General features: G+C 49.4%; 18 protein-coding genes and 6 tRNA genes. 12 read left to right on the top strand and 12 right to left on the bottom strand.

The window, feature by feature from the left end; genetic code table 11:
- Positions 1 to 38: 38 nt before the first annotated feature.
- Positions 39 to 806 carry a hypothetical protein gene (locus tag QWY82_RS15270; protein ID WP_290264088.1) on the bottom strand — a complete coding sequence of 256 codons (768 nt, stop codon included), beginning with the start codon at positions 804 to 806 and terminating at the stop codon, positions 39 to 41.
- A 352-nt stretch (positions 807 to 1,158) separates the two neighbouring features.
- Here QWY82_RS15270 and QWY82_RS15265 point away from each other — a divergent pair.
- The 4 genes from QWY82_RS15265 to QWY82_RS15250 all read left to right on the top strand — a co-directional run bounded on the left by QWY82_RS15265 (position 1,159) and on the right by QWY82_RS15250 (position 1,621).
- Positions 1,159 to 1,234: transfer RNA gene (locus QWY82_RS15265), tRNA-Glu, on the top strand.
- A gap of 3 nt (positions 1,235 to 1,237) precedes the next feature.
- Positions 1,238 to 1,313, top strand: a tRNA-Gly gene (locus tag QWY82_RS15260).
- Between the two features lie 151 nt (positions 1,314 to 1,464).
- Positions 1,465 to 1,540, top strand: a tRNA-Glu gene (locus QWY82_RS15255).
- A 5-nt stretch (positions 1,541 to 1,545) separates the two neighbouring features.
- A tRNA-Gly gene (locus QWY82_RS15250) sits at positions 1,546 to 1,621 on the top strand.
- Between the two features lie 96 nt (positions 1,622 to 1,717).
- On the opposite strand, the gene QWY82_RS15245 is transcribed toward QWY82_RS15250, so the two are convergent.
- The gene (locus QWY82_RS15245) at positions 1,718 to 2,110 is read right to left on the bottom strand and encodes a PA2817 family protein (protein ID WP_290264087.1); all 393 of its coding nucleotides are present in this window, start codon (positions 2,108 to 2,110) and stop codon (positions 1,718 to 1,720) included.
- A 101-nt stretch (positions 2,111 to 2,211) separates the two neighbouring features.
- Between QWY82_RS15245 and QWY82_RS15240 the strand changes: the two genes are divergently transcribed.
- From QWY82_RS15240 to queF, 3 genes are all read left to right on the top strand, one after another.
- Positions 2,212 to 3,135: an ABC transporter ATP-binding protein gene (locus QWY82_RS15240; RefSeq protein ID WP_290264085.1), complete on the top strand. Its 924-nt coding sequence runs from the start codon at positions 2,212 to 2,214 to the stop codon at positions 3,133 to 3,135.
- Positions 3,135 to 3,908 carry an ABC transporter permease gene (locus QWY82_RS15235; protein WP_290264082.1) on the top strand — a complete coding sequence of 258 codons (774 nt, stop codon included), beginning with the start codon at positions 3,135 to 3,137 and terminating at the stop codon, positions 3,906 to 3,908. The genes QWY82_RS15240 and QWY82_RS15235 overlap by 1 nt, the downstream gene beginning before the upstream one ends.
- Before the next feature lie 90 nt (positions 3,909 to 3,998).
- Positions 3,999 to 4,841 (top strand): NADPH-dependent 7-cyano-7-deazaguanine reductase QueF, encoded by an 843-nt coding sequence (gene queF, locus QWY82_RS15230; protein WP_290264080.1) that lies wholly within the window; start codon positions 3,999 to 4,001, stop codon positions 4,839 to 4,841.
- A gap of 25 nt (positions 4,842 to 4,866) precedes the next feature.
- On the opposite strand, the gene QWY82_RS15225 is transcribed toward queF, so the two are convergent.
- A complete protein-coding gene (locus QWY82_RS15225) occupies positions 4,867 to 6,228 on the bottom strand; it encodes an adenylate/guanylate cyclase domain-containing protein (protein WP_290264077.1) in 1,362 nt (453 codons plus the stop codon).
- Positions 6,229 to 6,401: 173 nt separating this feature from the next.
- Positions 6,402 to 7,592, bottom strand: coding sequence for a hypothetical protein (locus QWY82_RS15220; RefSeq protein ID WP_290264074.1), 1,191 nt, complete (start codon positions 7,590 to 7,592; stop codon positions 6,402 to 6,404).
- A 156-nt stretch (positions 7,593 to 7,748) separates the two neighbouring features.
- On the opposite strand from QWY82_RS15220, the gene QWY82_RS15215 reads away from it, so the two are divergent.
- From QWY82_RS15215 to QWY82_RS15205, 3 genes are all read left to right on the top strand, one after another.
- Entirely contained in the window at positions 7,749 to 8,315 is a 567-nt protein-coding gene (locus tag QWY82_RS15215; protein WP_290264070.1) for a nitroreductase family protein, read from the top strand.
- Between the two features lie 176 nt (positions 8,316 to 8,491).
- Positions 8,492 to 8,579: transfer RNA gene (locus QWY82_RS15210), tRNA-Ser, on the top strand.
- A 197-nt stretch (positions 8,580 to 8,776) separates the two neighbouring features.
- Positions 8,777 to 11,161: a Lon protease family protein gene (locus tag QWY82_RS15205; protein ID WP_290264067.1), complete on the top strand. Its 2,385-nt coding sequence runs from the start codon at positions 8,777 to 8,779 to the stop codon at positions 11,159 to 11,161.
- On the opposite strand, the gene QWY82_RS15200 is transcribed toward QWY82_RS15205, so the two are convergent.
- The 6 genes from QWY82_RS15200 to QWY82_RS15175 are packed head-to-tail and all read right to left on the bottom strand — an operon-like array spanning position 11,158 to position 17,107.
- On the bottom strand, positions 11,158 to 12,486 hold the full coding sequence (locus QWY82_RS15200; protein ID WP_290264066.1) for a GH1 family beta-glucosidase: 1,329 nt from the start codon (positions 12,484 to 12,486) through the stop codon (positions 11,158 to 11,160). The genes QWY82_RS15205 and QWY82_RS15200 overlap by 4 nt on opposite strands.
- A gap of 10 nt (positions 12,487 to 12,496) precedes the next feature.
- A complete protein-coding gene (locus tag QWY82_RS15195; RefSeq protein WP_290264064.1) occupies positions 12,497 to 13,570 on the bottom strand; it encodes an ABC transporter ATP-binding protein in 1,074 nt (357 codons plus the stop codon).
- Between the two features lie 3 nt (positions 13,571 to 13,573).
- On the bottom strand, positions 13,574 to 14,446 hold the full coding sequence (locus QWY82_RS15190; RefSeq protein WP_290264063.1) for a carbohydrate ABC transporter permease: 873 nt from the start codon (positions 14,444 to 14,446) through the stop codon (positions 13,574 to 13,576).
- Entirely contained in the window at positions 14,443 to 15,324 is an 882-nt protein-coding gene (locus QWY82_RS15185) for a carbohydrate ABC transporter permease (RefSeq protein WP_290264061.1), read from the bottom strand. The genes QWY82_RS15190 and QWY82_RS15185 overlap by 4 nt, the downstream gene beginning before the upstream one ends.
- Positions 15,325 to 15,326: 2 nt before the next feature.
- Positions 15,327 to 16,586 (bottom strand): ABC transporter substrate-binding protein, encoded by a 1,260-nt coding sequence (locus QWY82_RS15180; RefSeq protein ID WP_290264058.1) that lies wholly within the window; start codon positions 16,584 to 16,586, stop codon positions 15,327 to 15,329.
- A complete protein-coding gene (locus tag QWY82_RS15175) occupies positions 16,583 to 17,107 on the bottom strand; it encodes a gluconokinase (protein ID WP_290264056.1) in 525 nt (174 codons plus the stop codon). Before QWY82_RS15175 ends, QWY82_RS15180 begins: the two co-directional genes overlap by 4 nt.
- 269 nt (positions 17,108 to 17,376) lie before the next feature.
- Between QWY82_RS15175 and QWY82_RS15170 the strand changes: the two genes are divergently transcribed.
- A tRNA-Arg gene (locus tag QWY82_RS15170) sits at positions 17,377 to 17,453 on the top strand.
- 633 nt (positions 17,454 to 18,086) lie between these two features.
- Here the strand turns inward: QWY82_RS15170 and QWY82_RS15165 are convergent.
- A complete protein-coding gene (locus tag QWY82_RS15165) occupies positions 18,087 to 20,603 on the bottom strand; it encodes an acyl-CoA dehydrogenase (RefSeq protein WP_290264055.1) in 2,517 nt (838 codons plus the stop codon).
- A gap of 432 nt (positions 20,604 to 21,035) precedes the next feature.
- Between QWY82_RS15165 and QWY82_RS15160 the strand changes: the two genes are divergently transcribed.
- A complete protein-coding gene (locus QWY82_RS15160) occupies positions 21,036 to 21,665 on the top strand; it encodes a hypothetical protein (protein WP_290264052.1) in 630 nt (209 codons plus the stop codon).
- Positions 21,666 to 21,695: 30 nt separating this feature from the next.
- On the opposite strand, the gene QWY82_RS15155 is transcribed toward QWY82_RS15160, so the two are convergent.
- Positions 21,696 to 23,147 carry a pectin acetylesterase-family hydrolase gene (locus QWY82_RS15155; protein WP_290264049.1) on the bottom strand — a complete coding sequence of 484 codons (1,452 nt, stop codon included), beginning with the start codon at positions 23,145 to 23,147 and terminating at the stop codon, positions 21,696 to 21,698.
- Positions 23,148 to 23,509: the final 362 nt, after the last annotated feature.

Below are 23,509 nucleotides of genomic sequence, written 5' to 3'. Positions count from 1 at the left end.
GCTATTGAGGCCAATATGCCACATGGATGTGGCGAGAGTTAATCGTAGATGTTTTTCTTTTTCCAGCTATCGGGTTTTTCCATTTCCTCCCACTCTTTATCTTGCGCAGCTTCATCAGGTTCTGGCGCTTTCGCCGGCTCGCCAGCGTCGGCTTCGAGTGCTTGAATAATCTGGCTCAGCTTCGCTGATTGTTTAGCGTATTGCCCTGATTCATCTTTTTCAATGAGTTTTTGGGCGAGGCTAAAGTAGTGAATGGCGAGCTTAGGCTTTTCTGCTTGGCGGGCTTGTTTGGCCTGTAAAACGTAAGAGTCTATGGAAATTTGTAAAACCAATTGTTTAATTTGCTGGCCAAAGTCATCGGCTTCAACTTTTTTTATCGTGCCTTTTCGCTGCAGGTGGGTTAAGAATTTAAACAGTTCCTGCAGATGGGTTTTGACATCTTTAACTTGCTGAGGGCTTTGCAGCGATGGGCGTTTGTGCCCATCGTCCCGTTGCTGGGTGGCCTGTATTTGGCCCGCGACGAGTGCTAGCTCTTCAACATGTGATTTATCGCTAGGGTTTAGCCGCGCCAATTGTTGCAGTACGTCAGTCAGGCAGCGCTGAACCAGTAGTGTCAGTTCTCGGGTGAGAAAGTTAGGAGGAAAGCCGCTGAGAATGTAGCGAAACACTTTGGCTCTTTGGTTGAGCGCCTGGGTGAGGCGCTGCTTTTGCTTGCGCTTCTTCTCAAGTGATTGAGTGATAAACACATAACAGATGAATGCGCCCAGTAGGGCTATGATCGTGGCAACTGTGTATATGGCAGACATAGAGTCGGGGCTGGCCTCATTTATAGGAATATGTCATCGCTTATATTGCTCGCACACCAATCGTACTTAGGCTGGCTTTTATCATGCGACGCTTGTTGGCATAGCGTATTTAGGCAGTATAGCGCTTGTGGCGCTTGGTACCACAAAAACTGTGCCAAACTGGCCCTTGTGGAAGTGGCGTTTTCAGGGCCAGATCTTGGCCAGAGAATGGGCCGGCGGGGGAGTGGCTCGATGTCGCTAAGTCATTGTTTCAGCAAGTGTAAAAAACACTAGAAAGGTGTTGACACTCCACCTGCCTCTACTTAGAATGCGCCCCACTTCAACGGCAGCACAACTGCTGATGAGGGTCCGGGTCCCCTTCGTCTAGAGGCCTAGGACACCGCCCTTTCACGGCGGTAACAGGGGTTCGACTCCCCTAGGGGACGCCATTTGCGGGAATAGCTCAGCTGGTAGAGCGCAACCTTGCCAAGGTTGAGGTCGCGAGTTCGAACCTCGTTTCCCGCTCCAAATTATGATCTCAGGTACATCAGAGTGGCATCTGAATCGCGTAGCGAATGTACATGAGGGCTTTATTCGGTTATTTTACCGAGATAGATGTAAAGGCGCAGCAGACTGTAAGCTGCGTTTTTTATTTCCTAGGATAGGAAGCAAAGTTTCCGTCCCCTTCGTCTAGAGGCCTAGGACACCGCCCTTTCACGGCGGTAACAGGGATTCGACTTCCCTAGGGGACGCCATTTTTGCGGGAATAGCTCAGCTGGTAGAGCGCAACCTTGCCAAGGTTGAGGTCGCGAGTTCGAACCTCGTTTCCCGCTCCAAATTAAAAGGCCCGTGCTTACACGGGCCTTTTTTTTCGATCATTTTTTGTCTCTACCGTTTTCTCGCACGAAAAAATGGGTTTTGCCTTGATTTAATTAATGTAGCCCAAATATTTGACCTTTCGCGGCGGCAAAATCAAAGTGCTGACCCTGTGATTCGGCCTCATATCGCGCTTCGTCGAGCCTTTGATAGTTTGCGATTTCATGGTCTGGCATGTACTGAAGGCAGTCGCCGCCGAAGAACCAAAACAAGTCGCGCGCAATCATCGGTGTTAATTGAGGCCAGGCGGCGACAATTTTACAGAGGGTATCTTGGCCTAATTCGTAAAATTGTTGGTCTGCTGGCATCTCGCAAAGGTTGCGCAAAGCGTCGTGAATGATGTCGTGTTGCTCTTCAACAAATGCATCCATGACATGTAATTTCGATGCTGTGTCGGTTAGCTCCTTCAGTAGCGCGAGGTGATATTCGAGGTGGCTGCTGGTGCTCATGTTAATTCCAAGACTGATATACCTGTAAACTGCAATTGTAACCTACGGATTCTGTCTGAGAAATGTATGGTTATTGTTATCCACTAAAATGTCTGGAGCCTATGAAAGCATTACAGATTGAAAATCTCGCAAAAACCTATGCAGGCGGCTTTCAGGCGCTGAAAGGCGTGAGTTTAAGTATCGAGCCGGGCGACTTCTTTGCGTTGCTAGGGCCTAATGGTGCCGGAAAATCGACCACTATCGGTATTCTTTCGTCATTGGTGCGAAAGACCTCGGGCAGCGTTCACATATTTGGTATTGATATCGATGTGGATTTCTCAGCCGCTAAGCGTGAAATAGGTATTGTTCCGCAAGAGTTTAACTTTAGCCAGTTCGAAAAGGTTGAAGATATTGTTGTCAATCAAGCGGGTTATTACGGTATTCCAAAAGCGCTGGCAAAAGAGCGGGCAAAAAAATATCTAATTAAGTTGGGCCTGTGGGATAAAAGAGAGCAGCCTTCGCGCAACCTTTCGGGTGGTATGAAGCGTCGTTTAATGATTGCTCGAGCGCTTGTACACGAGCCGCGTTTATTGATTCTCGATGAGCCAACGGCGGGCGTGGATATCGAATTGAGGCGGTCGATGTGGGATTTTCTTAAAGAGATTAACGCCGCCGGTACGACCATCATTCTGACGACCCATTACCTTGAAGAAGCTGAAAGTCTTTGTCGTAATATTGCCATTATTAATCATGGTGAAATCATCCAGAAGACCAGTGTTAAGGCGCTTCTGAAGCAGCTAAACAAAGAGGTGTTTGTGATTGATACCTTGGAGCCAATTGCGTCGCTACCTGATATCAGGTCGTATCAAGTGGCCCAGACTGATGATCATACGCTTGAGGTGGAGGTGGAAAAAGGCCAGTCTTTAAACGCGGTATTTAATGCTTTGGAGTCTGCCAGTATTCAGGTGGTGAGTATGCGCAATAAGGCTAATCGACTCGAAGAGATGTTCGTCTCTCTCATACAAAATAGCGAGGCGGGAAGATAATGGAACTGATGGCTCAATGGATATCTTACCAAACCATCGTGCGCAAAGAGATTCAGCGCTTCACTCGGATTTGGGTGCAGACGCTGGTGCCACCGGCGATCACCATGGCGCTGTACTTTGTTATTTTTGGCGCGTTAATCGGTAGTCGAATTGGTGACATGGGCGGCTTTTCCTATATGGAATTTGTAGTGCCAGGCCTCATTATGATGTCAGTCTTAACCAACTCTTACTCGAACGTGGTGTCGTCTTTCTACTCGGCAAAGTTTCAACACAGTATTGAAGAGTTATTGGTGTCGCCCACACCTAATTACATTATCCTGGCCGGTTACATATCGGGCGGGGTGTGCCGAGGGCTAGCCGTTGGCTTCATCGTCACCTTGTTGTCGCTATTTTTTACTAAATTGCACATACACGATTTGTCCGTGACCTTGTTGATCGTGTTGCTGACCAGCATTTTATTCAGTTTGATGGGGTTGATTAACGCTGTTTTTGCCAACAGTTTCGATGATATTTCCATCGTGCCGACTTTTGTATTAACGCCGTTAACTTACTTGGGGGGCGTTTTTTACTCTATAGACTTACTGTCTGAGTTTTGGCAAGGCGTTTCAAAGTTGAACCCTATTTTGTATGTGGTTAATACCTTTCGCTATGGCGTGTTGGGTGTCAGCGATATCGATGTGGGTGTCGCACTTGTGGGTGTTATGGTATTTATTATTGCCTTGTTTAGCTTGAGTTTATGGCTGTTGAATCACGGTAAGCGCTTAAGAAGCTAGCGTAACATTGCGCTGCTAGTGCTAGTGCCTGTATTGAAGATGAGAAAATAAAGGCGAAAGTGTAAATGGACAAGGGTGAAGGTGTTAAGTATGTCAAAAAATAGCGTCGAAACACATGGGCCTGTGCACTTAGGTAAGGCAACGCTGTATGCCGATCAATACGATGCCGGATTGCTCGATCCTATTCCCCGATCCCTAGCGCGGGCATCTTTAACCACGGCAGGGCAGGCGTTGCCTTTCAGTGGTGTGGATGTGTGGACGGCCTACGAAATTTCTTGGCTCGATGTTCTAGGCAAGCCGATAGTGGCGATGGCCGAATTTGAATTCCCCTATAACTCGCAAGCGATTGTCGAGTCGAAATCCTTCAAGCTTTATCTGAACTCCTTTAATCAAAGTGTTTTTGCCAGCTGGACCGAGGTGCAGGCTGTGTTAGTTCGCGACCTATCTGTCTTGACGCAGGCCGCTGTCGTGGTCCGGTTGATGACGTTGCAGGAAGGTTTAGCACTTACTGTTGCAGCGTTTGGCGGCGAAAATATTGATGCTCTGGCGGCGCCCTGTACGGCCTATGAGCCAGATGCCAATATACTCCAACTAAAATCGGGCGGTGTGAATGTTTCTGAGCACCTCTGTTCCGATCTGTTGAAATCTAATTGCCCAGTGACTGGTCAGCCCGATTGGGCGAGTTTATCGATTCGTTACACCGGGCCGGCCATGGATAGAGAGGCGCTTTTGCGCTATATCGTTTCTTATCGCCATCACCGAGATTTTCACGAGCACTGTGTAGAGTCCATTTTCATCGATATCATGCAGCGCTGTCAGCCCAAGACGTTGACTGTGTATGCCCGTTATACGCGAAGAGGCGGGCTAGATATCAACCCCTTCCGCACAAATTGTGCCGATAAGCCGCCAAGACTTCGCTTAGTGCGCCAATAAAAAAACCGCCTTTCGGCGGTATTTTTTATTGGATTACTTTATCTCTGAGCTTTTCAGAAATCTCCGCTAACGACTGCAGTACTTTCTCTTTGTCGTAGTTGCGAATTTTGTCCATATCGAGGTACATGGTAAAACCATCGAGGTTTTGCTCGAAGTAGCTTTGATTGGCACCGAGGTTTTTACGCAAATCAACCACCTGATAAACCTTAATGGGGTGACTGAATCCCTTCACTAGGATGTTGCCTTTATCGCGGCACATAATGGTGTCTTTCACTAGGCCCCAGGTCTCATGAGAAACCAAAATTTCACCTGGTTCAGCGGCTGACTCTAAGCGGCTGGCCAGATTCACGTGCGCACCTAGGGCCGTGTAATCTAAATGATTAGCGGTGCCGAAAGTGCCAACGGTGCAATAGCCTGTGTTGATGCCCATGCGTATTTGCAGTAGGCGCTTGATGCCTTGATGGTGCCAGTGTTGCTGGAGGGTTTTCATGCGCTTGCGCATGGCTAAGGCCATGGACAAACAGCGCAAGGCGTCGTGTTTCACGCCCTTAGAGCTGCTGTCACCAAAGATGACCATGATGCCATCACCCATAAATTTATCGATAGTGCCGCCATATTGGTGCACTATTTTAGTCATTTCGGTTAAGTAGGTGTTGAGTAGGTCCGTCAGCGCCTCGGCTTCCATCTCCTCAGCCAGCTCACTGAAATCTTTAATATCGGAAAAAAAGACGGTGAGGCGTTTGCGCTCGGTTTGCAGCGATTTATCGCGACCTTCGTTGATAGCTTTCCAAACCGGTGGTGGCAGGTAGCGGGACAGCTTATAGGTACGCATTTTGTGCAGTTGTTGTTCTTGGTCGAGGCGTTTAGCTTCTAAGTTGAGCTTGCTCATGCGCGCGTGGGTGAAAAGGGCGTAGGCGCAAAAATAGGTAATAACGCCGATCAAGCTCGCGGCGCTGATTTCTAGGCGGCCGGAAAGCATCCACTTGGGTTCGTAAATTAAAAAGCTGAGTAATATACCCACTAAAAAAGCAGCGTTGTCTTCGCCCCACTTTCTAAGTCCGCCATTCAATAGGGCATTGAATTGGATCATGGTCAAAAACAGGATGCAGGGCAGTAGGCTGAAGTCGATTAAGCTTAAGGACACGCCGATCAAGCCCGCATCTGTCCAAGCGAGAATCTTGGTCAGCAGAATGAGCTGATCGCCGCCTAGGCGTTTGGATAAGTAATAGGCGGCGTAGGTATAGCCGAGTAGTACGATAATGAACAGGGGTTGTATTAAGCGCAGGTGATCCCAGTCGATATCAGCGGCTAAGGTGCCTGCAGCCGCAAAGCAGATCAGTGCGCGAAAGTAGTATTGAAATAAGGGGGTTGATTCTGAACTGGTCATGGACTGCCTAGTCGTTGATCCTATTTATTGTTGTTTGCGCTGCATTCCCTGTTGATAAGCTGATCCCTAGCTGCGCGACATTCCATGGTTATGTGGGCCATTAAATGAGTTTCGCGCCCTTTTGTCTATTGGGTGGTGCAATATAATGGTTTTTTTATAAGATATTCAAGTAATTAGGTTCGTTTGTGCGTGTTGGCCAAGGCTTTGTAGCGCTTTGCCAGCTCGGCAAATTTACCCTTGATGGCTTCAACTTCTTTGTTCTTGACGGCGATAAGCCGCCTTTGTTCTGCTTCTGCGTGTTCGGCAAGGTTGACCAGTTGCTCATTCTCGCTTCGAAGTTGTTGGATTTGCTTATTCAGGGTGTGTTTGTCTTTTAATAGGGCATTTTGTTCTGACGAGCCCGCCACGGGCTTTTGCGCTTCCAGTTGCTCAATGCGCCGGCTGGCGGCTTCAAGCTCGCGCTCAAGAAGGTCGATACAGACTTCAGATTCCTTCATGAATTGCTGTTGTTGCGCCAGCTGCCGTTCAAAGTCGGCTGTAATGGCTAAGCGTTGCTGGTCTGTCGACGCGTTTGCCAGCTTGTCTTGAAGGGCCGCAATTTCATTTTTTTGACGCTCGTTAATTGCTTTGAGCTTGTCGACGTCCTGACGGTTGGCTGAATTACTTGGCGGGGCGTTAATGCTGGCGGCGGCTTTATCGATATGGGCAATCTGTTCTTGCGCCAATTTCTTCAAGGTTAGGTGGGTTGGGTCCGAGGAGTCGCCAATTAGGCTGAGCAGTTGGTTGTAGTAGTCTTGAGCCTTGGCTTTTGCTATTTGCCATTGGCGCTCCATTGTTGTGAAAAGCCGTTTAAACCGCTCAATTTCGTCTCTTTGCTCATCGTAAGAGAGTTTTAGTGCCGTTTCTGGTGTGCTTGGCGGCTGGGGATCGATTTGTGATTGGGGGGCGGGGAGCTGGTCATAGTGCAGGGCAATACGGGGCCAATCCGGTAAGTCGGCGTGTTCGGCTAGCCCATCTTGCTCAGCTCGTAAAAAACGATACCTCATGGCGGCCACGAGTCGCTCTTTAGGTGTTTTCGCCGTGATGTCCTGCTCTATGGATAGATCCGAATCTTGCTCGGCATGGTATTTTTCAGTGGCCTGAATCTGCACCGCAATTTGCTCGGTATAGCTCGGACCCTCAGGGGTCGAAGCCTGCTTGCCCTTTGCTTCCCGCAGTTCTCCTATGGCTTTCGTTAGCTTGCCTTGCAAGCTACTGATAAGAGCCTTCAATCCTTTGGTTTGCAGAAATAATAGCAGGCAGGCGATGGTGAGCACTAAAAGCACTTCGGCAACGGTGTATACGACCCACTCTGAAAATTCCATCAAGCGCTCTCGAGAAAATTTGAAATAAGCCTATTTGAATTTATGCCTTTTGATTGCTTACATTATGGGCGACAAGGTGCATTTAGGCGACTTTTACGTCTTTTTAATGGTGTAAGTGTCTGTAGAATGGACGTTTTTATAGCAAGGTATCTATTTATGGACGCGATTACAGCGCTAACTCAACGGGTATCCGCACCTAAGTTGATTGAGCCTGCGCCTTCAGCAGATCAGTTGGACAGCATTCGCAGGGCGGCACTTCGGGCCGCAGATCACGGCAACTTGCGGCCCTGGCGCTTTCTCGAAGTGGCAGGGCCTGGCTTGGAGGCGCTAGGCGCCTTGTATTTGGACGCCGGGCTTCTTGTTAACCCAGACTTAAATGATGCGCAGCAGCTTCGTCTTAGAAGTTTACCTTTGCGTGCGCCGATGATTGTTGTGGCTATTGCAAAGACCCAGGCACATCCAAAGGTGCCGCGAGAAGAGCAATTGTTATCCGCAGCTTGTGCGGTACAAAATATGCTTAACGCGGCCTTTGCGATGGAGCTCGGTGCTTTTTGGCGCACTGGAGAGATGGCTCTTGATCGCCAAGTGGCAACAGGCCTTGGCTTGAATGCGGGGGAGGAGATTGTCGGGTTTCTCTATTTAGGTCATGTTGATGGTCCCATCAAGCAAGCCCCTGAATTGAATCCTACTGATTTTTTTGAAGTCTGGCCAAAGCCTATTTGAGTTCTTGTTTTTGCTAGGGGCATTGTGTACAGTTGCGCCCTCAAAATTAGACGTCATTAAAAATCGCTGGTTTCTGATTTTGAGATTATGAAAGCCATAATGCTTTGACCAAGAGCATACAGGCTGCGGCCCTGACGTTGGCAATACGCAAACGAACAATCCGTGATCAGTTTTATGGTGAGGTGTCCGAGTGGTCGAAGGAGCACGCCTGGAAAGTGTGTATATCGAAAGGTATCGAGGGTTCAAATCCCTCCCTCACCGCCATAATAAAAAGCCTGTCTTAAAGACAGGCTTTTTTTTGTTCAAAACTTTCAACACTAGGCCGCCTTGCTTAAAAAGCACCCTGTGTGTGCGCTTTTTGCTCGCCTATTGTTGTGCCGAACTTGTCCAAAATCAGCGCTTTAGCCTTGGTTGTTTTTGGGTGTATGCTAAACCCAATTGCATGCATCAAGGGATTTTCCATGCCCACGGCCAAACACTCCAGCGCTTTGACCCCAGATCAACTGACCACATCAATTAATGCTGCACTATGTGGCGAGGTTGCAAACTCACAGGCTTCCGCGGACTTGCGCGTCATCGGCCACCAGCGCGCGCGCGATGCAATTGAGTTTGGTTTGTCTATGGCAATACCGGGCTTTAATATTTTTGCAGTAGGCGATACTGGTACTGGTCGTCGAACCCTTATTAGCCAATCCTTAGCTGCACACGCGGCGCAAGAACCCGCTGGTCAGGAATGGTGCTACATTAACAATTTTGAAAATAGCCATGCGCCACAGGCCCTGTGGCTTAACCCAGGCGAGGGCAAAGTTCTTACCTCGCGCATGAATAAATTTATTGATGAACTGTTGGTGTTATTCCCAGAAGTTTTTGAAAACCCATCCTATCAGCGCAAAAAGAAAATCATTGATCGGAATTTCGCACAAAAATACGAACAAGCTATTGCCTCGGTGGAGCAAGATGCGCTGGCAAACAATGTTGGCTTGTATGAGGAAGATGGCTCGGTCACTTTTGCGCCCTTGGTTGAAGGGCAGGCTATCGACGATGCGCAGTTTGCCGCACTGACTGATGAGCAGCGTAACCACTACTATCAACTCTTAGCTAATTTAGAAGAAATGTTGTCCGAGCAGCTTTTGGAGTTGCCGGTGTGGAAGCGGGAGGCTGTTGATCAACTGCGTAAGTTGAAGTATGAAACGATCGAGCAGGTGGTGCGGCCATTATTAAAAGAGCTTGGGCGTGAATACAGCAATAATCTTGGTGTGCAGAAATTTTTGCGGGAAATTCGCGATCATATTGCCGATACTTTGTTGGATATATTGGCCAATGAAGACGAGGAGAATCCCGATGATCGAAAGTTTCGTCACCAGCTTGAGCGGAAGTTTCTACCGAATTTTTTGGAATCTCGCGATGCCTCAAAGGGCGCACCCGTCGTCTATGAGCAAAACCCAACGTTTCAAAATTTATTTGGAGCCGTTGACTACAATATGGCCCAGGGTGTTTTGCAAACCAACTACCGTATGATAAGAGCTGGGGCCTTTCATCGAGCCAATGGTGGGTATTTGTTGCTCGATGCGGAAAAGTTGCTTACGCAGCCAGCTATTTGGCAGCAATTCAAGTTGGTGTTGAAAACCCAGCAGATTCAAATTGATCATCCAATGTCTGAATTGACACCGGGTGGTAGCTATAATTTGCAACCTGAAAAAATCCCGCTGAGCGTAAAAGTTGTGCTTTTGGGTTCGCCCGAAATTTATTACACCTTGCAGCAGTATGATGAGGAGTTTGCCGAGCTGTTTAGAGTGTTGGCGGATTTTGATCGCTACATTCAGCCCTCTGATGCCAACGTGCAATCCTTTGCCGCACTTATTCGCGAGCGCGGTAAGCGCCATGGCTATCCGGATATCAGCGATGAGGCGGTAGCTCTGCTTGCCAAGATGGCGATGCGTCACGCCGAGCATCAACACAAAATATCGGCCAATATTCAGCAGTGGAATGAGCTGTTAGATGAGGCATGCTACTTATGGCGTAAAGAAGGCAGTAGTGGCAGTTTACTTGGCCGTCACATTACCGGGGCGCGCAATAACAAAAAAAATCGGACCGGGCGTATCAGCGAAATTATGCTGGAGGAAATTAAGGAGCGTCAGGTTTTAATCAGTACTGAAGGGCAAGCTATTGGTAAAATAAACGGTTTGACAGTGTTTTCGGTGGGAGATAATAGTTTCGGGACGCCTGCCAGAATTACCGCGACCGTGTATGCGGGCAAGCAAGGTGTAACCGATATTGAACGCGAGGCAGAGCTGGGCCGCGCCATTCACTCCAAGGGTGTGATGTTATTAACCGGATACCTCGGGCACACCTATGGCCAACAGTTTCAGTTATCGATTTCGGCAAATATTGCGATTGAGCAATCTTATGGGCAAGTTGATGGCGATAGCGCGTCTTTGGCTGAGGTCTGCTCGCTTATCTCTGCGGTGACACAATTACCCATTGATCAGTCGCTTGCGGTAACTGGTTCTATCAATCAGCACGGTGAGGTGCAGTCCATTGGTGGTGTTAATGAAAAAATTGAGGGCTTTTTTCGGCTCTGCCAAGAGCGTGGTTTAACCGGCACTCAGGGCGTTATCATTCCCAAAACGAATCAAGTTAACTTAATGTTGGACGACGATGTGGTGCACGCAGTGGCCGATGGTAAATTTACTATTTATGCAGTGGACGATATCGATCAGGCGCTGGAAATATTGTTAGGTGTTCCCGCAGGCGAGCTCGATGCCGCTGCGGGTTACCCCAGTGGCTCAGTGCACGGGCAAGCGCTTACACGATTGAAAGCGCTATCGGCACTGGCTAGGATTTAAGCTTTACCGTGAATAAAATCTCTGTACCAATGGGCACTGGCTTTTGGTGTGCGGGTTTGATTTTGATAGTCAACCCGTACAATACCGAAGCGCTTGGTATAACCTAAACCCCATTCGAAGTTATCTAATAGCGACCAAGCCATATAGGCGCTCACCGGCACACCTTGCGCTTTTGCTTTCGCGACAGCCTGTAGGTGTTGTTCCATGTAATAAATTCTATCGGCATCGTTAACGAAGTTATGGTCGTTGGCCTTGTCGGGGAAGGCGCCGCCATTTTCCGCTATGTAGTAGTCGGGCACGTTATAGCGCTGATGCAAGCGCGTTAAGATTTCTGTTAGGCCCGAAGGAAAAACTTCCCAACCCATATCGGAATAGCGAGCCGCTGGATTTTTTACCTCTTCGGCATGGGGGAATGGTAGCTTGTGATTGGCGCGCGTTAGGTTGCGGGTGTAATAATTAATCCCCAAACTATCGATGGGCTGGGCAATGGTTTTTAAATCATTATCTTGAATGGTCGGCATAGCTTCGCCAAACGCCTCGACAACATCGGCAGGATAACCCTTGCCAAACAGCGGGTCGGCAAACCAGTGGTTGAATATAGTGTCGCCATGGCGCGCGGCAATTTCGTTCGCTGGATCGTCGTCGATCGGATGGTAAGGCTTCATGTCCAGCACGATGCCGAGTTTCGATTTGGTGTTGCTGCGCATGGCTTGAATGCCTAGCCCGTGCGCCACCAGCATATGGTGGGCCGCTGCTAGTGTCGCTTTCAGAGAGGTTAAGCCTGGCGCGTGCCGGCCTTCTAAGTGACCCACGAACGCCGCGCAACGAGGTTCGTTAAAAGTTGCCCAGTTGGCAATGCGGTCGCCAAAATGTTTGCTCACGCAATGGGCGTAATCTGCAAAAAGTTCCGCGGTGTCGCGATTTTCCCAGCCACCTTTTTCACCCAGCGCGAGAGGAAGATCCCAATGGTAAAGTGTGGCGTAAGGCGTAATACCGTGCGCCAATAATTGGTCTAGCAGGCGGTCATAAAAGGCCAAGCCCTTCGGGTTTGCGCTGCCTCGGCCGCTCGCTTGAATGCGCGGCCATGCGATTGAAAACCGATAGGCGCTCAGGCCCAACTCTTTCATGAGGTGTACGTCTGCACCTAGGCGATTGTAATGATCGCAGGCAATGTCACCGTTAGAGCGATCGACAATGGTACCTTGTTTGGCGCAGAAACTGTCCCAGATGCTTGGCCCTCTACCGTCGGCGTCAGTGGCTCCTTCAATCTGATAGGCCGATGTTGCCGCACCAAATAAAAAATTGTCTTCAAATTGCGAACGCATAGTTACTCCATTACAGGCGTTGACCGTTTACTGGGTCGAATAGTGAAATTTGTTGGCAGTCGAAATCTATGTCTAAAGCCGCTCCAACCTCGGCAGTGAAGTCACCGTGAGCCTTGGCCACCCAGTGGTGATTTAAGCCATGGCACCAAACCACGCAGTCGGCGCCCATTTGTTCGATCAGATCGAGTTCGTAAGGACCGCTTTTTTTACCTACCGTTAATGCCTCAGGGCGGATGCCAAAGCAAACGGCTTGGCCTTGTGTTAACGGTTGTTTTGCTTGGTAGTTACTAATGTCCAAGCGCAATGTTTCGCACACAAACTCGATTTTAGCGTCGCCTAGCTCAATATGACCCTGGATAAAATTCATTGCTGGCGATCCGATAAACTCAGCCACAAATCGAGTTTGTGGGTTGTGATAAATATCCATCGGGCTGCCAATTTGTTCTATGTCGCCTGCGTGCATCACGGCAATTCGATCGGCCAGTGTCATGGCTTCCACTTGATCGTGGGTGACATAGATAAGCGTGTTATTGAACTTATGATGCAGGCGTTTTATTTCTAGCCGCAATTCGGTTCTAAGTTTTGTATCTAGGTTTGAGAGCGGTTCATCAAACAGTAAAACACCTTTTTGTCGCACCAGTGCACGGCCTATGGCGACCCGCTGTCGCTGGCCGCCGGAAAGCTGATGGGGCTTTCTATCAAGCAGTGATTCTATCTGTAAGGTGTTCGCCGTTTCTTTTACACGTGCCGTTATTTCGGCTTTCTTCGCGCCAGCGACCTTCAGAGCAAAGGCTAGGTTTTCGTATGCTGTCATGGTCGGGTAGAGTGCATAAGACTGAAAAACCATGGCTAAGCCGCGGTCTTTTGGTTCGGCGTGGGTGACGTCCCGATCGCTGATACTAATGCTGCCAGAACTCACATTGAGCAGGCCTGCTATCGCATTTAATAAGGTGGATTTTCCACACCCGGAAGGGCCAAGTAATACAACGAATTCACCATTATCAACGGTTAGTGATAAGTCTTTGATAACGGTGGTGTGATCGCGTTCTATTTTTAAGTTTTTGACGATAACAGTATTATTCATGAGTTAACCTTTCACGGCGCCGGAGGCAATGCCGCGAACAAAATATTTTCCGGATAAAAAGTAGACCGCTAGCGGGACGGCAGCGGTTAATAGGGTTGCCGCCATGTCGATGTTATAGGTGCGCTCGCTAAGCTGAGAGTTGACGATGTTATTTAATTGTACCGTCATAGGTAAATTTTCTTTACCGGCGAAAATCATGCCTAAGAGAAAGTCGTTCCAAATATTTGTGACCTGTAGAATAGTTGCTACGGCGATAATCGGTACCGAGAGCGGCAATACAATGGATATAAATATTCGGCAAAAACCCGCTCCATCTACGCGTGCTGCTTTGAAGAGTTCCATTGGCAGTGTTAAGTAGTAGTTGCGGAATATGAGTGTGGTCATGGGTAGGCTGAATATGACATGAATGGTAACTATGCCCGTAAGTGAACCATAGATATTCAGTGTGTTGGTGATTCTCACCAGCGGGTAGAGCATGACTTGATAGGGAATGAACGCGCCGCAAATAAGCGCTATCATCAGTAGGTTAGCGCCTTTCGGCCGCCAAAAACTCATGGCGTAACCATTTAACGCGCCAAATAAAACCGAGATGACCACGCTAGGAATGAGTATGCGCACGGAGTTCCAAAAGCCAACCTGTAAGCCTTGGCAGTCTAAGCCGGTACAGCTTGCCGACCAGGCGTGTTGCCAGTACTCGAAATTGATTTCTTGTGGCAGGCTTAAGATGTTAGCCCAACGTATTTCCGCCATAGATTTAAAGGACGTTACCAAAATGAGATACAGCGGAATCAAAAAATATAAGGCGGCAATAAATAGAAAAAAATAGAGGCCGATGCGACCTACATTTGGAAAGATAAGCGAGTTATTATTTCTCACGGATTTTTACTCCGCAACAGCTGTAAAACCAATAGCGGGGTAGCCGCGCAAATTACCGACACTAACAGCATGCCGGCACCGGCCATGGCCAGACCAATGTTGTTGCGTTCGAATAAGTTGTCGACCACGAACTTGGCTGGTAGCTCACTGGCTATGCCAGGGCCGCCTGCGGTCATGGCAACCACTAGGTCGTAGCTTTTCACCACGGAAACTGCTAGCAGCACGACGCAGAAGGTAATCATCGGTGTTATCGAGGGCAGTACAATATGTAAATAGGTGCGCCAAGTTGGAATGCCATCAATCTTTGCTGCTTTCCATATTTCCTGATCTACGCCTCTTAGGCTAGCGAGCAATAACGCCATGATGAAACCACTGCCTTGCCAAAGCGCCGCGATGATAATGGCAAAAATGACTGTGTCGCTATTGACTAGCCAATCAAAGGTGAATGAGGCAAAGCCGAAGCTTCGGACAATTTCCTGCAAGCCAAAGGTTGGGTTCATAAACCATTGCCAGGCTAGCCCTGTCACCACATAGGACAGTGCGTGAGGGTATAGAAAGATGGTTCGGAAAACATTTTCGCCGCGGATTTTTTGATCGAGCGCTATAGCAAGTAACAGCCCTAACGTTAGGCAACCCAAAATGTAGACCACGCCGAAAACCATTAAATTTTGCAGCGAAGTCATCCAGCGCGAGGAGACGAATAGCCGCGCATACTGTTTAAATTCGACAAAATTGTAGGTAGGTACGAGCTTCGAGTCCGTTAGCGACAGCGCTAGTGAATAGAGAACACAGAAAACGAATACCACTAGCACAATTAGCATGGCGGGGGAGAGGGCGGCAGCGCCGGGGTTAATTCTTCTCGGTCGTATTTTTCCCATGGCTAAATGACCGCAGCTAGCGCGGCGGCTAATTTTTCGGTCGCCTCTTCGGGTGTCATGGAGGGCCTGTTCCAAAACTCAGTCACAATATCTGTGAGTAAGCCTTTTTGGTCTGGCGTCATGAGCATAACAACATCGGGCACCTGCTTGGCCGGATCGCGCAGCGCCTTGAGGCCTTTTTGGCTGCAGGCATCTAACTGTTGGGGGTCCACATCGGTTCGCGAGGGCAGTGAACCTTTCGCTTGATTAAAGGCCAATTGGGTGTTGCGGTTCATGAGTGTTTCCGCCAACAGTTCCTGCGCGGCGATAACGTTGGGGTCGTCCGAGCGGGAAAAGCCAAAGGCGTCGCCACCCACCATCAACAGCGGTTGATTGCCTAAATTTAACACACACCCGTAATCGCGCTCGGCCACCATGCCCGCGGCGAGAAATTCACCTTTGGCCCAGTCGCCCATGAATTGCATGCCGGCTCTGCCAGTAATCACCATGTTGGTGGCGTCATTCCAGTTTCTGCCTGGGCTGCCTGCGTCGACGAAATCTCTAAGCCGGGCGAAGGCTCTAAACACGTTCTCCATTTCCGGGCTGGTGATGGCACCGGGGCGTTGATTGGAGAGGGCATCGAGATAGAGCTCCTTACCACCGTAACTGAGTAGCACGTTTAGGAAGGTGGTTCGCTCTTGCCAAGCTTGGCCGCCAAAGGCTAGCGGGATATAGCCATTCTTTCTTAATACGCGGGCGGCGTGAAAAAAATCATCCCAAGAGCGGGGCTCGGAAAGCCCTAGCTTGTTGAACAGCTTTTTATTGTAAAAAAGCCAATTGGCGCCGTGAATGTTAACCGGAATGGCATAAAACTTACCTTCTCTTGTGACGCTGCTAACCAAAAGCGGTGGTAATACCTTATCCCAGTGATTGCGCTTGGCGACGCCGTCGATGTGATTAACCATGCGCGCATGAATTAGGTCATCCAATTCTTTGCCGGTAATGAACTGCATGGCCGTCGGAGGCGAGCCGCCTAAGATTCGGTTGATAACGGTGGTTCTCGCCGCTGAGCCGCCGGCAATGGCGGTATCTACCCAATGCCCGCCACGGCGATTGAAATCATCGGCGACGATACGAATAGCCGCCGACTCTCCGCCGGAGGTCCACCAGTGCACAACTTCTGCGGTTAAGGGCTTTTGCTCGGTATTTTTGGCCGGGCCAGCAGCAAGCGCTAAGGTGCCACAAGCTATCGCGATAATAAGGCCGGAAATTAGCGGATTCATGCGGAGGCCCCACACATCTTGGTTTCCAGCGATTCGAATATTGTTTGCACGAGCTTAGCGAGTGGCTGGGTGGCATCCAATGTGATTGAGCGTTCGTCCTGCTGTGGCAGCTCAAGCGCCTGCAGTTGGGAGAGCACTAAACTCGATGGCATGAAATGGTTTGTGCGGGTGTCAACGCGGTTATGCAAAGCATTTTGGTCTAGTTGTAAGCAGATGTAGATAACGGCAGGTTCGCGGCCTAGCAAATCGCGGTAACTACGTTTCAATGCCGAGCAGCTGAGTACCATGGCGTGTTTTTGTTTTAAGTGGGATTTAATGACGTCTCGAAGTGCCATTAACCACGGCCATCTATCCGCGTCTTGTAGCGGGATGCCTTCGGCCATCTTATTGATGTTGCTCTGAGGGTGGAACTCATCGCCTTCATAGAAGGGGATAGCTAGGGCCTCAGCTAATGCTGCGCCAAGGCTAGACTTGCCACAGCCCGAGACGCCCATCACTATAAAGATGCTCGGCTTATCCATGCACTCGCTTCTGTTTTAATTATCGTTATTGGGATGCTACCTGTTTCTGAACTGCGCTGCAGCCCCTAGACTGGTGTATGCACGATAGTGTCACAAAGACCATAAGGGCGCAAGGGTCAGACAAATAAACGGCAAATGGATGCTTTATTAAGCAACCCAGTGCCGAGCGCTAAGCCTTTGAATAAAATTACTATTTTTCGTAATAAAGGGCTTGACTCAATTGGGGGGCATCCATATTATACGCGCCTCCAGACGACACGTCGGAACACGCGCTTGTAGCTCAGCTGGATAGAGTACCTGGCTACGAACCAGGCGGTCAGGGGTTCGAATCCCTTCAAGCGCGCCATACAAAACAAAAAGGCCCCATGTGAAAGCATGGGGCCTTTTTGTTTTGTATGGCCGCGGATGGGGATGGTCGCTCTCGGCGTCCTGCCTTCGCGACATTCGCACGTCCCTGTGCATCAAGAGCCCCTCGGGTTCGACAAAATGCGCCAGCATTTTAGACCGCCGGCAGGCGCCCGCAGGGTTGTTTCAGCCCCTAGGCTGCTACAAGTCCATCCAGCTACTAAGTTTGAAGCTCTTTGCGATGTAAAAGCTTGCACATGTGAAAACCTAGGGGCCTCGCTGGCCGCGCCTTTTTTGCGGTCGCGGATGGGGTGTGGCGTCCAGCCTTACGGAAATTACAGAGGCATCCATCGTAAAACCATATAATTTGGATGTCGTCATCTAGCCCTTGATCTAATAATAAGTTATTAGTGTGGGTGTCCGGTTAGCTTGAGTCATCCCTGATCACCGGTAGCGGTTTTGAATTAGTTACACGCGCAAAATAGCATGTCGCTTACAGCCAGTTAGCATGAATTGCATTGTGGCGGATGGTAGTGTTTTATTAGCGTGGCTGTCCTGGTTAAACTGGACATAGCCCATCCTTGGGCCTTTGTTTGTTAGCAGAGCGCACCATGCTTCGGGCGATAATTTCTTTTTATCCCTCCGCCCCCTTTTTATCCGCCGGGCGCTCCACCACTTTTCGTGTGCCAACCGAACATTCGGCCATTTTTCTAAGTTCGTCTTGATCAAAGGCATCAACCCTGAGTGCGTCATAGAGGGCTGTTAAGGCTTCCAATAGTTTTTCGGATTCGGCTTGCGTGATGACCTTTTGGGCGCAGGCCCAATCGACTAAAGCTTGCTGCTCATGGCCCATGCGTAGGGAGATGTCGCCTAGGTTTTCAGCGTCTGATTTGGCTAGCGCCTGGTGTAGGCGGTCGCGCATTGCTTGGGTTTCATTCGCCAGACGATAGGCATTTAACACGCGCCCTAAAACGTCTTTCGGTGCGGGGTTTATGTAGCAGCCTCTACTGAGGCGCTCTCGTATCGGCGAGTCGTTGACGATAGTCATGGCTACTTGCGCAGCCAGCTTATCATCTGGTCCGCGCAGGTTTGGCGCACCCCACGGAAAAATAAGTGCACGCATCGGCCAGCGCAAAGCCGAAACCGGAAAGTTGCAGGCCACCGAGTAAAGTGATTTTTGAAGATCGCTAAGGCAGGTTTGCAAACACCATTCAACAAGTGGGCGCTGATCTTCGGCATAATTTTCTTCGTGCCAAAATTTAATCACTGCAGAGGCATAGTAGAGGTGGGTTAAGCAGTCTGCCATTCTGCCGGACAGCCGTTGCCGTGCCTTTAGGCCGCCGCCAATGGAGATGAGTGTAATATCCGTTATGACAGCAAAGGCCGACGAAAATCGACTGAGTTGTCGGTAGTATTTGCCAATTCCGCCTTTTCTAATTGCCGGTTGTAGCAAGCCGTTAGTAAGACCCAGAGCAAAGGTTCGCAGAGCATTTCGACTGGTGTGTGCGAGGTGTCGATAGAAGAGGGCGTCAAATTTTTCAACGGCTGCGGTTTTATCTTCTAAGCCCGCGGCTTCAATTTCTGCGCCGATAAACGGGTGGCAACGTATCGCGCCTTGGCCAAATACCATTAAGCTGCGGGTTAAAATATTTGCGCCTTCGACGGTGATGGCGATGGGCACAGCCTGATAGGCGTTTGCCAGAAAGTTACGCGGCCCGGTAATGACACCGCGGCCGGCGGTTACGTCCATGGCGTGGTTGATGACCTTGCGCATGAGATCTGTGTTGCGGTATTTAAGCAACGCCGAGGGTACGGCGGGTCGAATGCCGCGATCGAGCATACCCGCTGTTAGTAGTCGCGCGGCATCCATCATATAGGTGAAGCCGGCCATGGGTTCCAGTGCTTCCTGTACGCCTTCGAATTGGCTGATCGAGCGACCAAACTGCTCTCGGGTGAAGGCGTATGAACCGCTTGCCAAGCACGCGAGTTTACCGGCGCCAGCGCCTAGTGCCGGCAAGGAGATGGAGCGCCCAATAGACAGGCATTCCAACAGCATGGTCCAGCCCTTACCGAGCATGGCTTGGCCGCCGATGACTTGATCCATTGGTATAAATACGTTTGTGCCCCAAGTAGGCCCATTCATAAATACCGTATTCATCGGCAGATGGCGGGCGCCGCTGTTGACACCTTCGGTAGTGCGGGGAATAAGTACGCAGGTCACGCCAATGTCAGTTGCGTTACCTAATATTTTGTCCGGGTCGTAAACTTTGATGGCTAAGCCAATCAACGTGGCCACGGGTGCGAGTGTGATGTAGCGTTTATTCCAGGTAACGTTCAACCCCAGAACTTCTTTGCCTTGCCAGGTGCCGCGACAAATGATGCCTTTATCCGGAATCGCGCCCGCATCCGAGCCTGCCACCGGCGAGGTGAGTGCAAAGCAGGGGGTCTCTTTACCCTGTGCAAGACGGGGCAGGTAAAATTCTTTTTGTTGATCTGTTCCGTACTCCATCAACAGTTCACCGGGGCCGAGTGAGTTGGGTACCATAACGGTTACGGCGGCGGATACGCTTCGGGTCGAAATCTTCATGACAATTTCGGAGTGTGCTGAATGGGAAAAGCCTTTGCCGCCTCTTTCTGTTGGGATCATTAGCCCAAAAAAACCCTTGTCGCGAATGAACGCCCAAACGTTTTCAGGTAGGTCAAATATTTCCTGGGTAATTTTCCAGTCATCTAGCATGGCGCACAGTTCTTCAACCGGGCCATCAATAAATGCCCGCTCTTCTGCGGACAAGCGAGCTGGCACTGATGCCAAAAGTTTGTTCCAGTTTGGCCGGCCGGAAAATAATTCGCCGTCCCAATCGACATTGCCAGATTTTAATGCCTCGGATTCTGTGTCTGAAAGTTTGGGCAGCCGACCTTTAAGCCAAGCGAGTAACGGCGCACTGAGTATTCTTTTTCGCCAGGGGTTCGGAAACAGGAGGGTGTAGGCTATCGCTAACATTAGCCCGCCCGCCAAAACACTGGAAAATTGCCAGCCGCCCAGGTATAGGCCCAGCAGGGTGGCACAGGTTAAGAGCGCGGCGGCAGTTAGGGTGCTGACACCAATATAGATAAGCAAGAAAACGCTGATGAAGAAAAGTACGCATATCATTTTTCTTGTCCTTCGAGTTGGAGTGTTTGTAAGCGTAATCGTAAAAAATAACTGTAAAGTACCGCGCGGTTATTGATGTTAAGTATGTCTTAATTCGCGCTATGTAATGGATAGTTAAGGGGCGTTTAATGTGTTTTAAAATGATGCGTTTTGTAAGTGCACGCGCAGCAATCTGGGTGGTTAGGTCGTTCTATAAGTCAGAGGCGGTGGTCATCATCTTAGCAGTACTAAATAGAATTTGTTAGTTTAGTAGGTAGAGCTCATACTTTATCGTTAGTTGTTGCTTTAATTAATGTTTAAATGGCCAATGCTGTGGTTTATTGAGTATTGGTTAATGCTGAATTGTCGGCTGTAGCGCGCTGTCAGAGAGTACCTGTCTGCATTTAGTGAACTATAATAGTTGCTTGTTAGCCGCCGCTGGGGAAAAGTACTATGTACAAAATAGGGTTTGGAATAGGTTTGTTTTTGGCTTTAATCGCCGGCACTTGGTTCTTGTTTAAACCCTCCTATTCACCCGTTGCGCACCATGAGCCTGTCGCAAGTAATAGCAGGCATACAGCAGATGATGCCCCTACGTCTGACCAGGAAAATTTACAACAGCAATTGTTGTTAAACCATGACAGGGTTCAGCAGTATCTAAAACGTCAAACAGATAAACAAGCGCTGCAAGACTATTTTAACAACCCTGATAATGATACGAACGAGGCCAAGGCTGTTTGGTTGCAGATAGAGGCGTTAGAAGCCGAGGGTGGGGTGCTTGGCTTTGAAGCACTGCATCTGAAAATGGCCTGGCTGGAGAAAAATAGCACCGACCGCGCTGCGTTTGAGGCAAAAGCAAAAGACCTGTTGGCGCAGTATCAAGAAAAGTCACAAGTAGCTGCCGCGCAATACAATCCTGAAAATACGCCAGAATTTAAAAGCTACAAGGCGCAGGAGCTTGATATAATTCGGGCCGTTAACCAGATGGAAACTTTTCCAAGGGGTTTAACTCGCGAAGCCTACTTAAGAGAAAAACTGTTGGCCGCACGCATGGCTGCCTATGGCGAAGGAGCTGAAAACTAGGGCCAGCGGGATACCGCCAGCCCTTGCTTTCTACAATAGACCGTCGATCAAATCGTAAAACCAATCGTGATTGTTGATAAAGTCGGAACTCGCATCGGTTTCCACCGCGCGCAGCGGAGCACCGCCTCGATAATTGACCACGTTGTTCATAAAGTCGTACAAGGATAAACCCAACTCTTCGATTTCGCCGTAGCGGAAATCGAGCACCGAGGTGCAGTGGCTCTCGTTAAAATCCCGATACATGGGGAAGTAGTAACTCCAATTACCCGTGCTGGCCAAGAGTGGAATCAAGTTGTCGGCGGTATCTTGCTGCCATTTGGCGCGTAGTTTCGCCAGTTTCGATGCCGCGTTCGGGTCATTTTCAATATCGCTATAAAAGCGTTCGTAGGAATAGGAGCTGAAATTTCCATCGGCTAAAAAATGCGTCATACCCAATCTATCGCTGGGAAATTTTGCCGATAAGCCAGCGTACAAACTCGCCAGCCGGTCAGACTCGAACCCTGGTGTGATCTGATCTAACATATTGATGGGGTTTTCCGCTGCGGGATCACCGCCTGCGCTGAACATGGTCCAGGAGTTAAGTACCTCTCGGTGTAGTGGTTGTGACGGGTAGCTGTTGGTGTCGTTGCTGGACAGCGGGGCGTTAAAAATGGGGCCTGAATCATCCACCAAATAACCGTAGTTACTGTCGAAATGGGCGCGCATTTTAGAGTAGTTGAGTAGGGCACCAATGCTGCCGGCGCTACATCCAGCTATCGCTAGTTGTGTCGGCTTTTTTAAATTGTTTTTCACCCACGAGGTCACGGCTTGAACATTGCGTAAACCATTATGATGCCAAACCAAGGGCGGGTTTTCACCGGCGGGATCTTCATAGACTGCCGTTTTGTCGCCCACGTAGATGTCGCCGGTGCAGTAGGGCACATAAACAATGTTCCACTCGCCGGTTTTAAATTGGTTGTAGGGGTGATGGGTATAGATAAGCGGTGTTGCCGCCGCTGTACCTAAATTGGCGGAGTTTTGGAAATCCAATAAGTTTATGTTTTGCACATAGTTATTGGGAATGCCGTTGGGGTTGCGCGCGCCTCGAATGCCGGTTTGACCTGAACAACTGGCATAATCCCAGCAGGCGCCACCACCTTCAAAATAGAAAATCGTATTGTTGGTATCTGGCACACGATAAACGAAAAATTTAAACGGCGAGCCGTTGCCGCACATGGCGCCGGTGCTGATGGGTACGTCGACCTTTTGCCATTTATCGTAACTACCTGGCGAGAAACCATCATTAAATCCGGACACGGGTTGATTGAGTGGGTACATGCCTTGGGTTTCGGCAAATGAGACGGGGTCATTGGCCTTTTCCGGTTTGATCAAGTTTCCTAATGTCGTCCAAAACCCGTAGTCACCCGGTTCTGCAGCGGCTTGGTGTATTGGTAACATTAATAGAAATAAATTGCATAAAGCAGCGATTAAGAATGCTCTCATTGTCTTCCCCATGCGCTAAGTTATTAGGCCGTCGAAACTGCAGGAAGACTACTGAACAATGGGGCGTCGCAGGGGAGTTAAGGCACAGCCGGCGGCTGAAATCTACGGCGCGAATTGCACGACATCCATCGACAATTATGAGATAGCAGGCTAGTCAGGCTTGGCTGATCCGTCCAGAATCAATTACTTATACGACTGGTCGGTCATCCTTGCATTGTGAAATATCAAACCTTAGCGTGAATGCCGCGGGAGAGTTTAGGAGCGTTTCTTTATGGCTTTCTCATGCCGAATACTGAGCCGCACTTAACTTCATTCCATCGATTTATGGCTTACTATAGCTAAAAAGTTTGGCGGCTACTGAG

The sequence above is a fragment of the Simiduia curdlanivorans genome (genome assembly GCF_030409605.1).
GTDB classification, from domain to species: Bacteria; Pseudomonadota; Gammaproteobacteria; order Pseudomonadales; family Cellvibrionaceae; genus Simiduia; species Simiduia curdlanivorans.
This window is presented reverse-complemented; position numbering and strand designations above follow the sequence as displayed.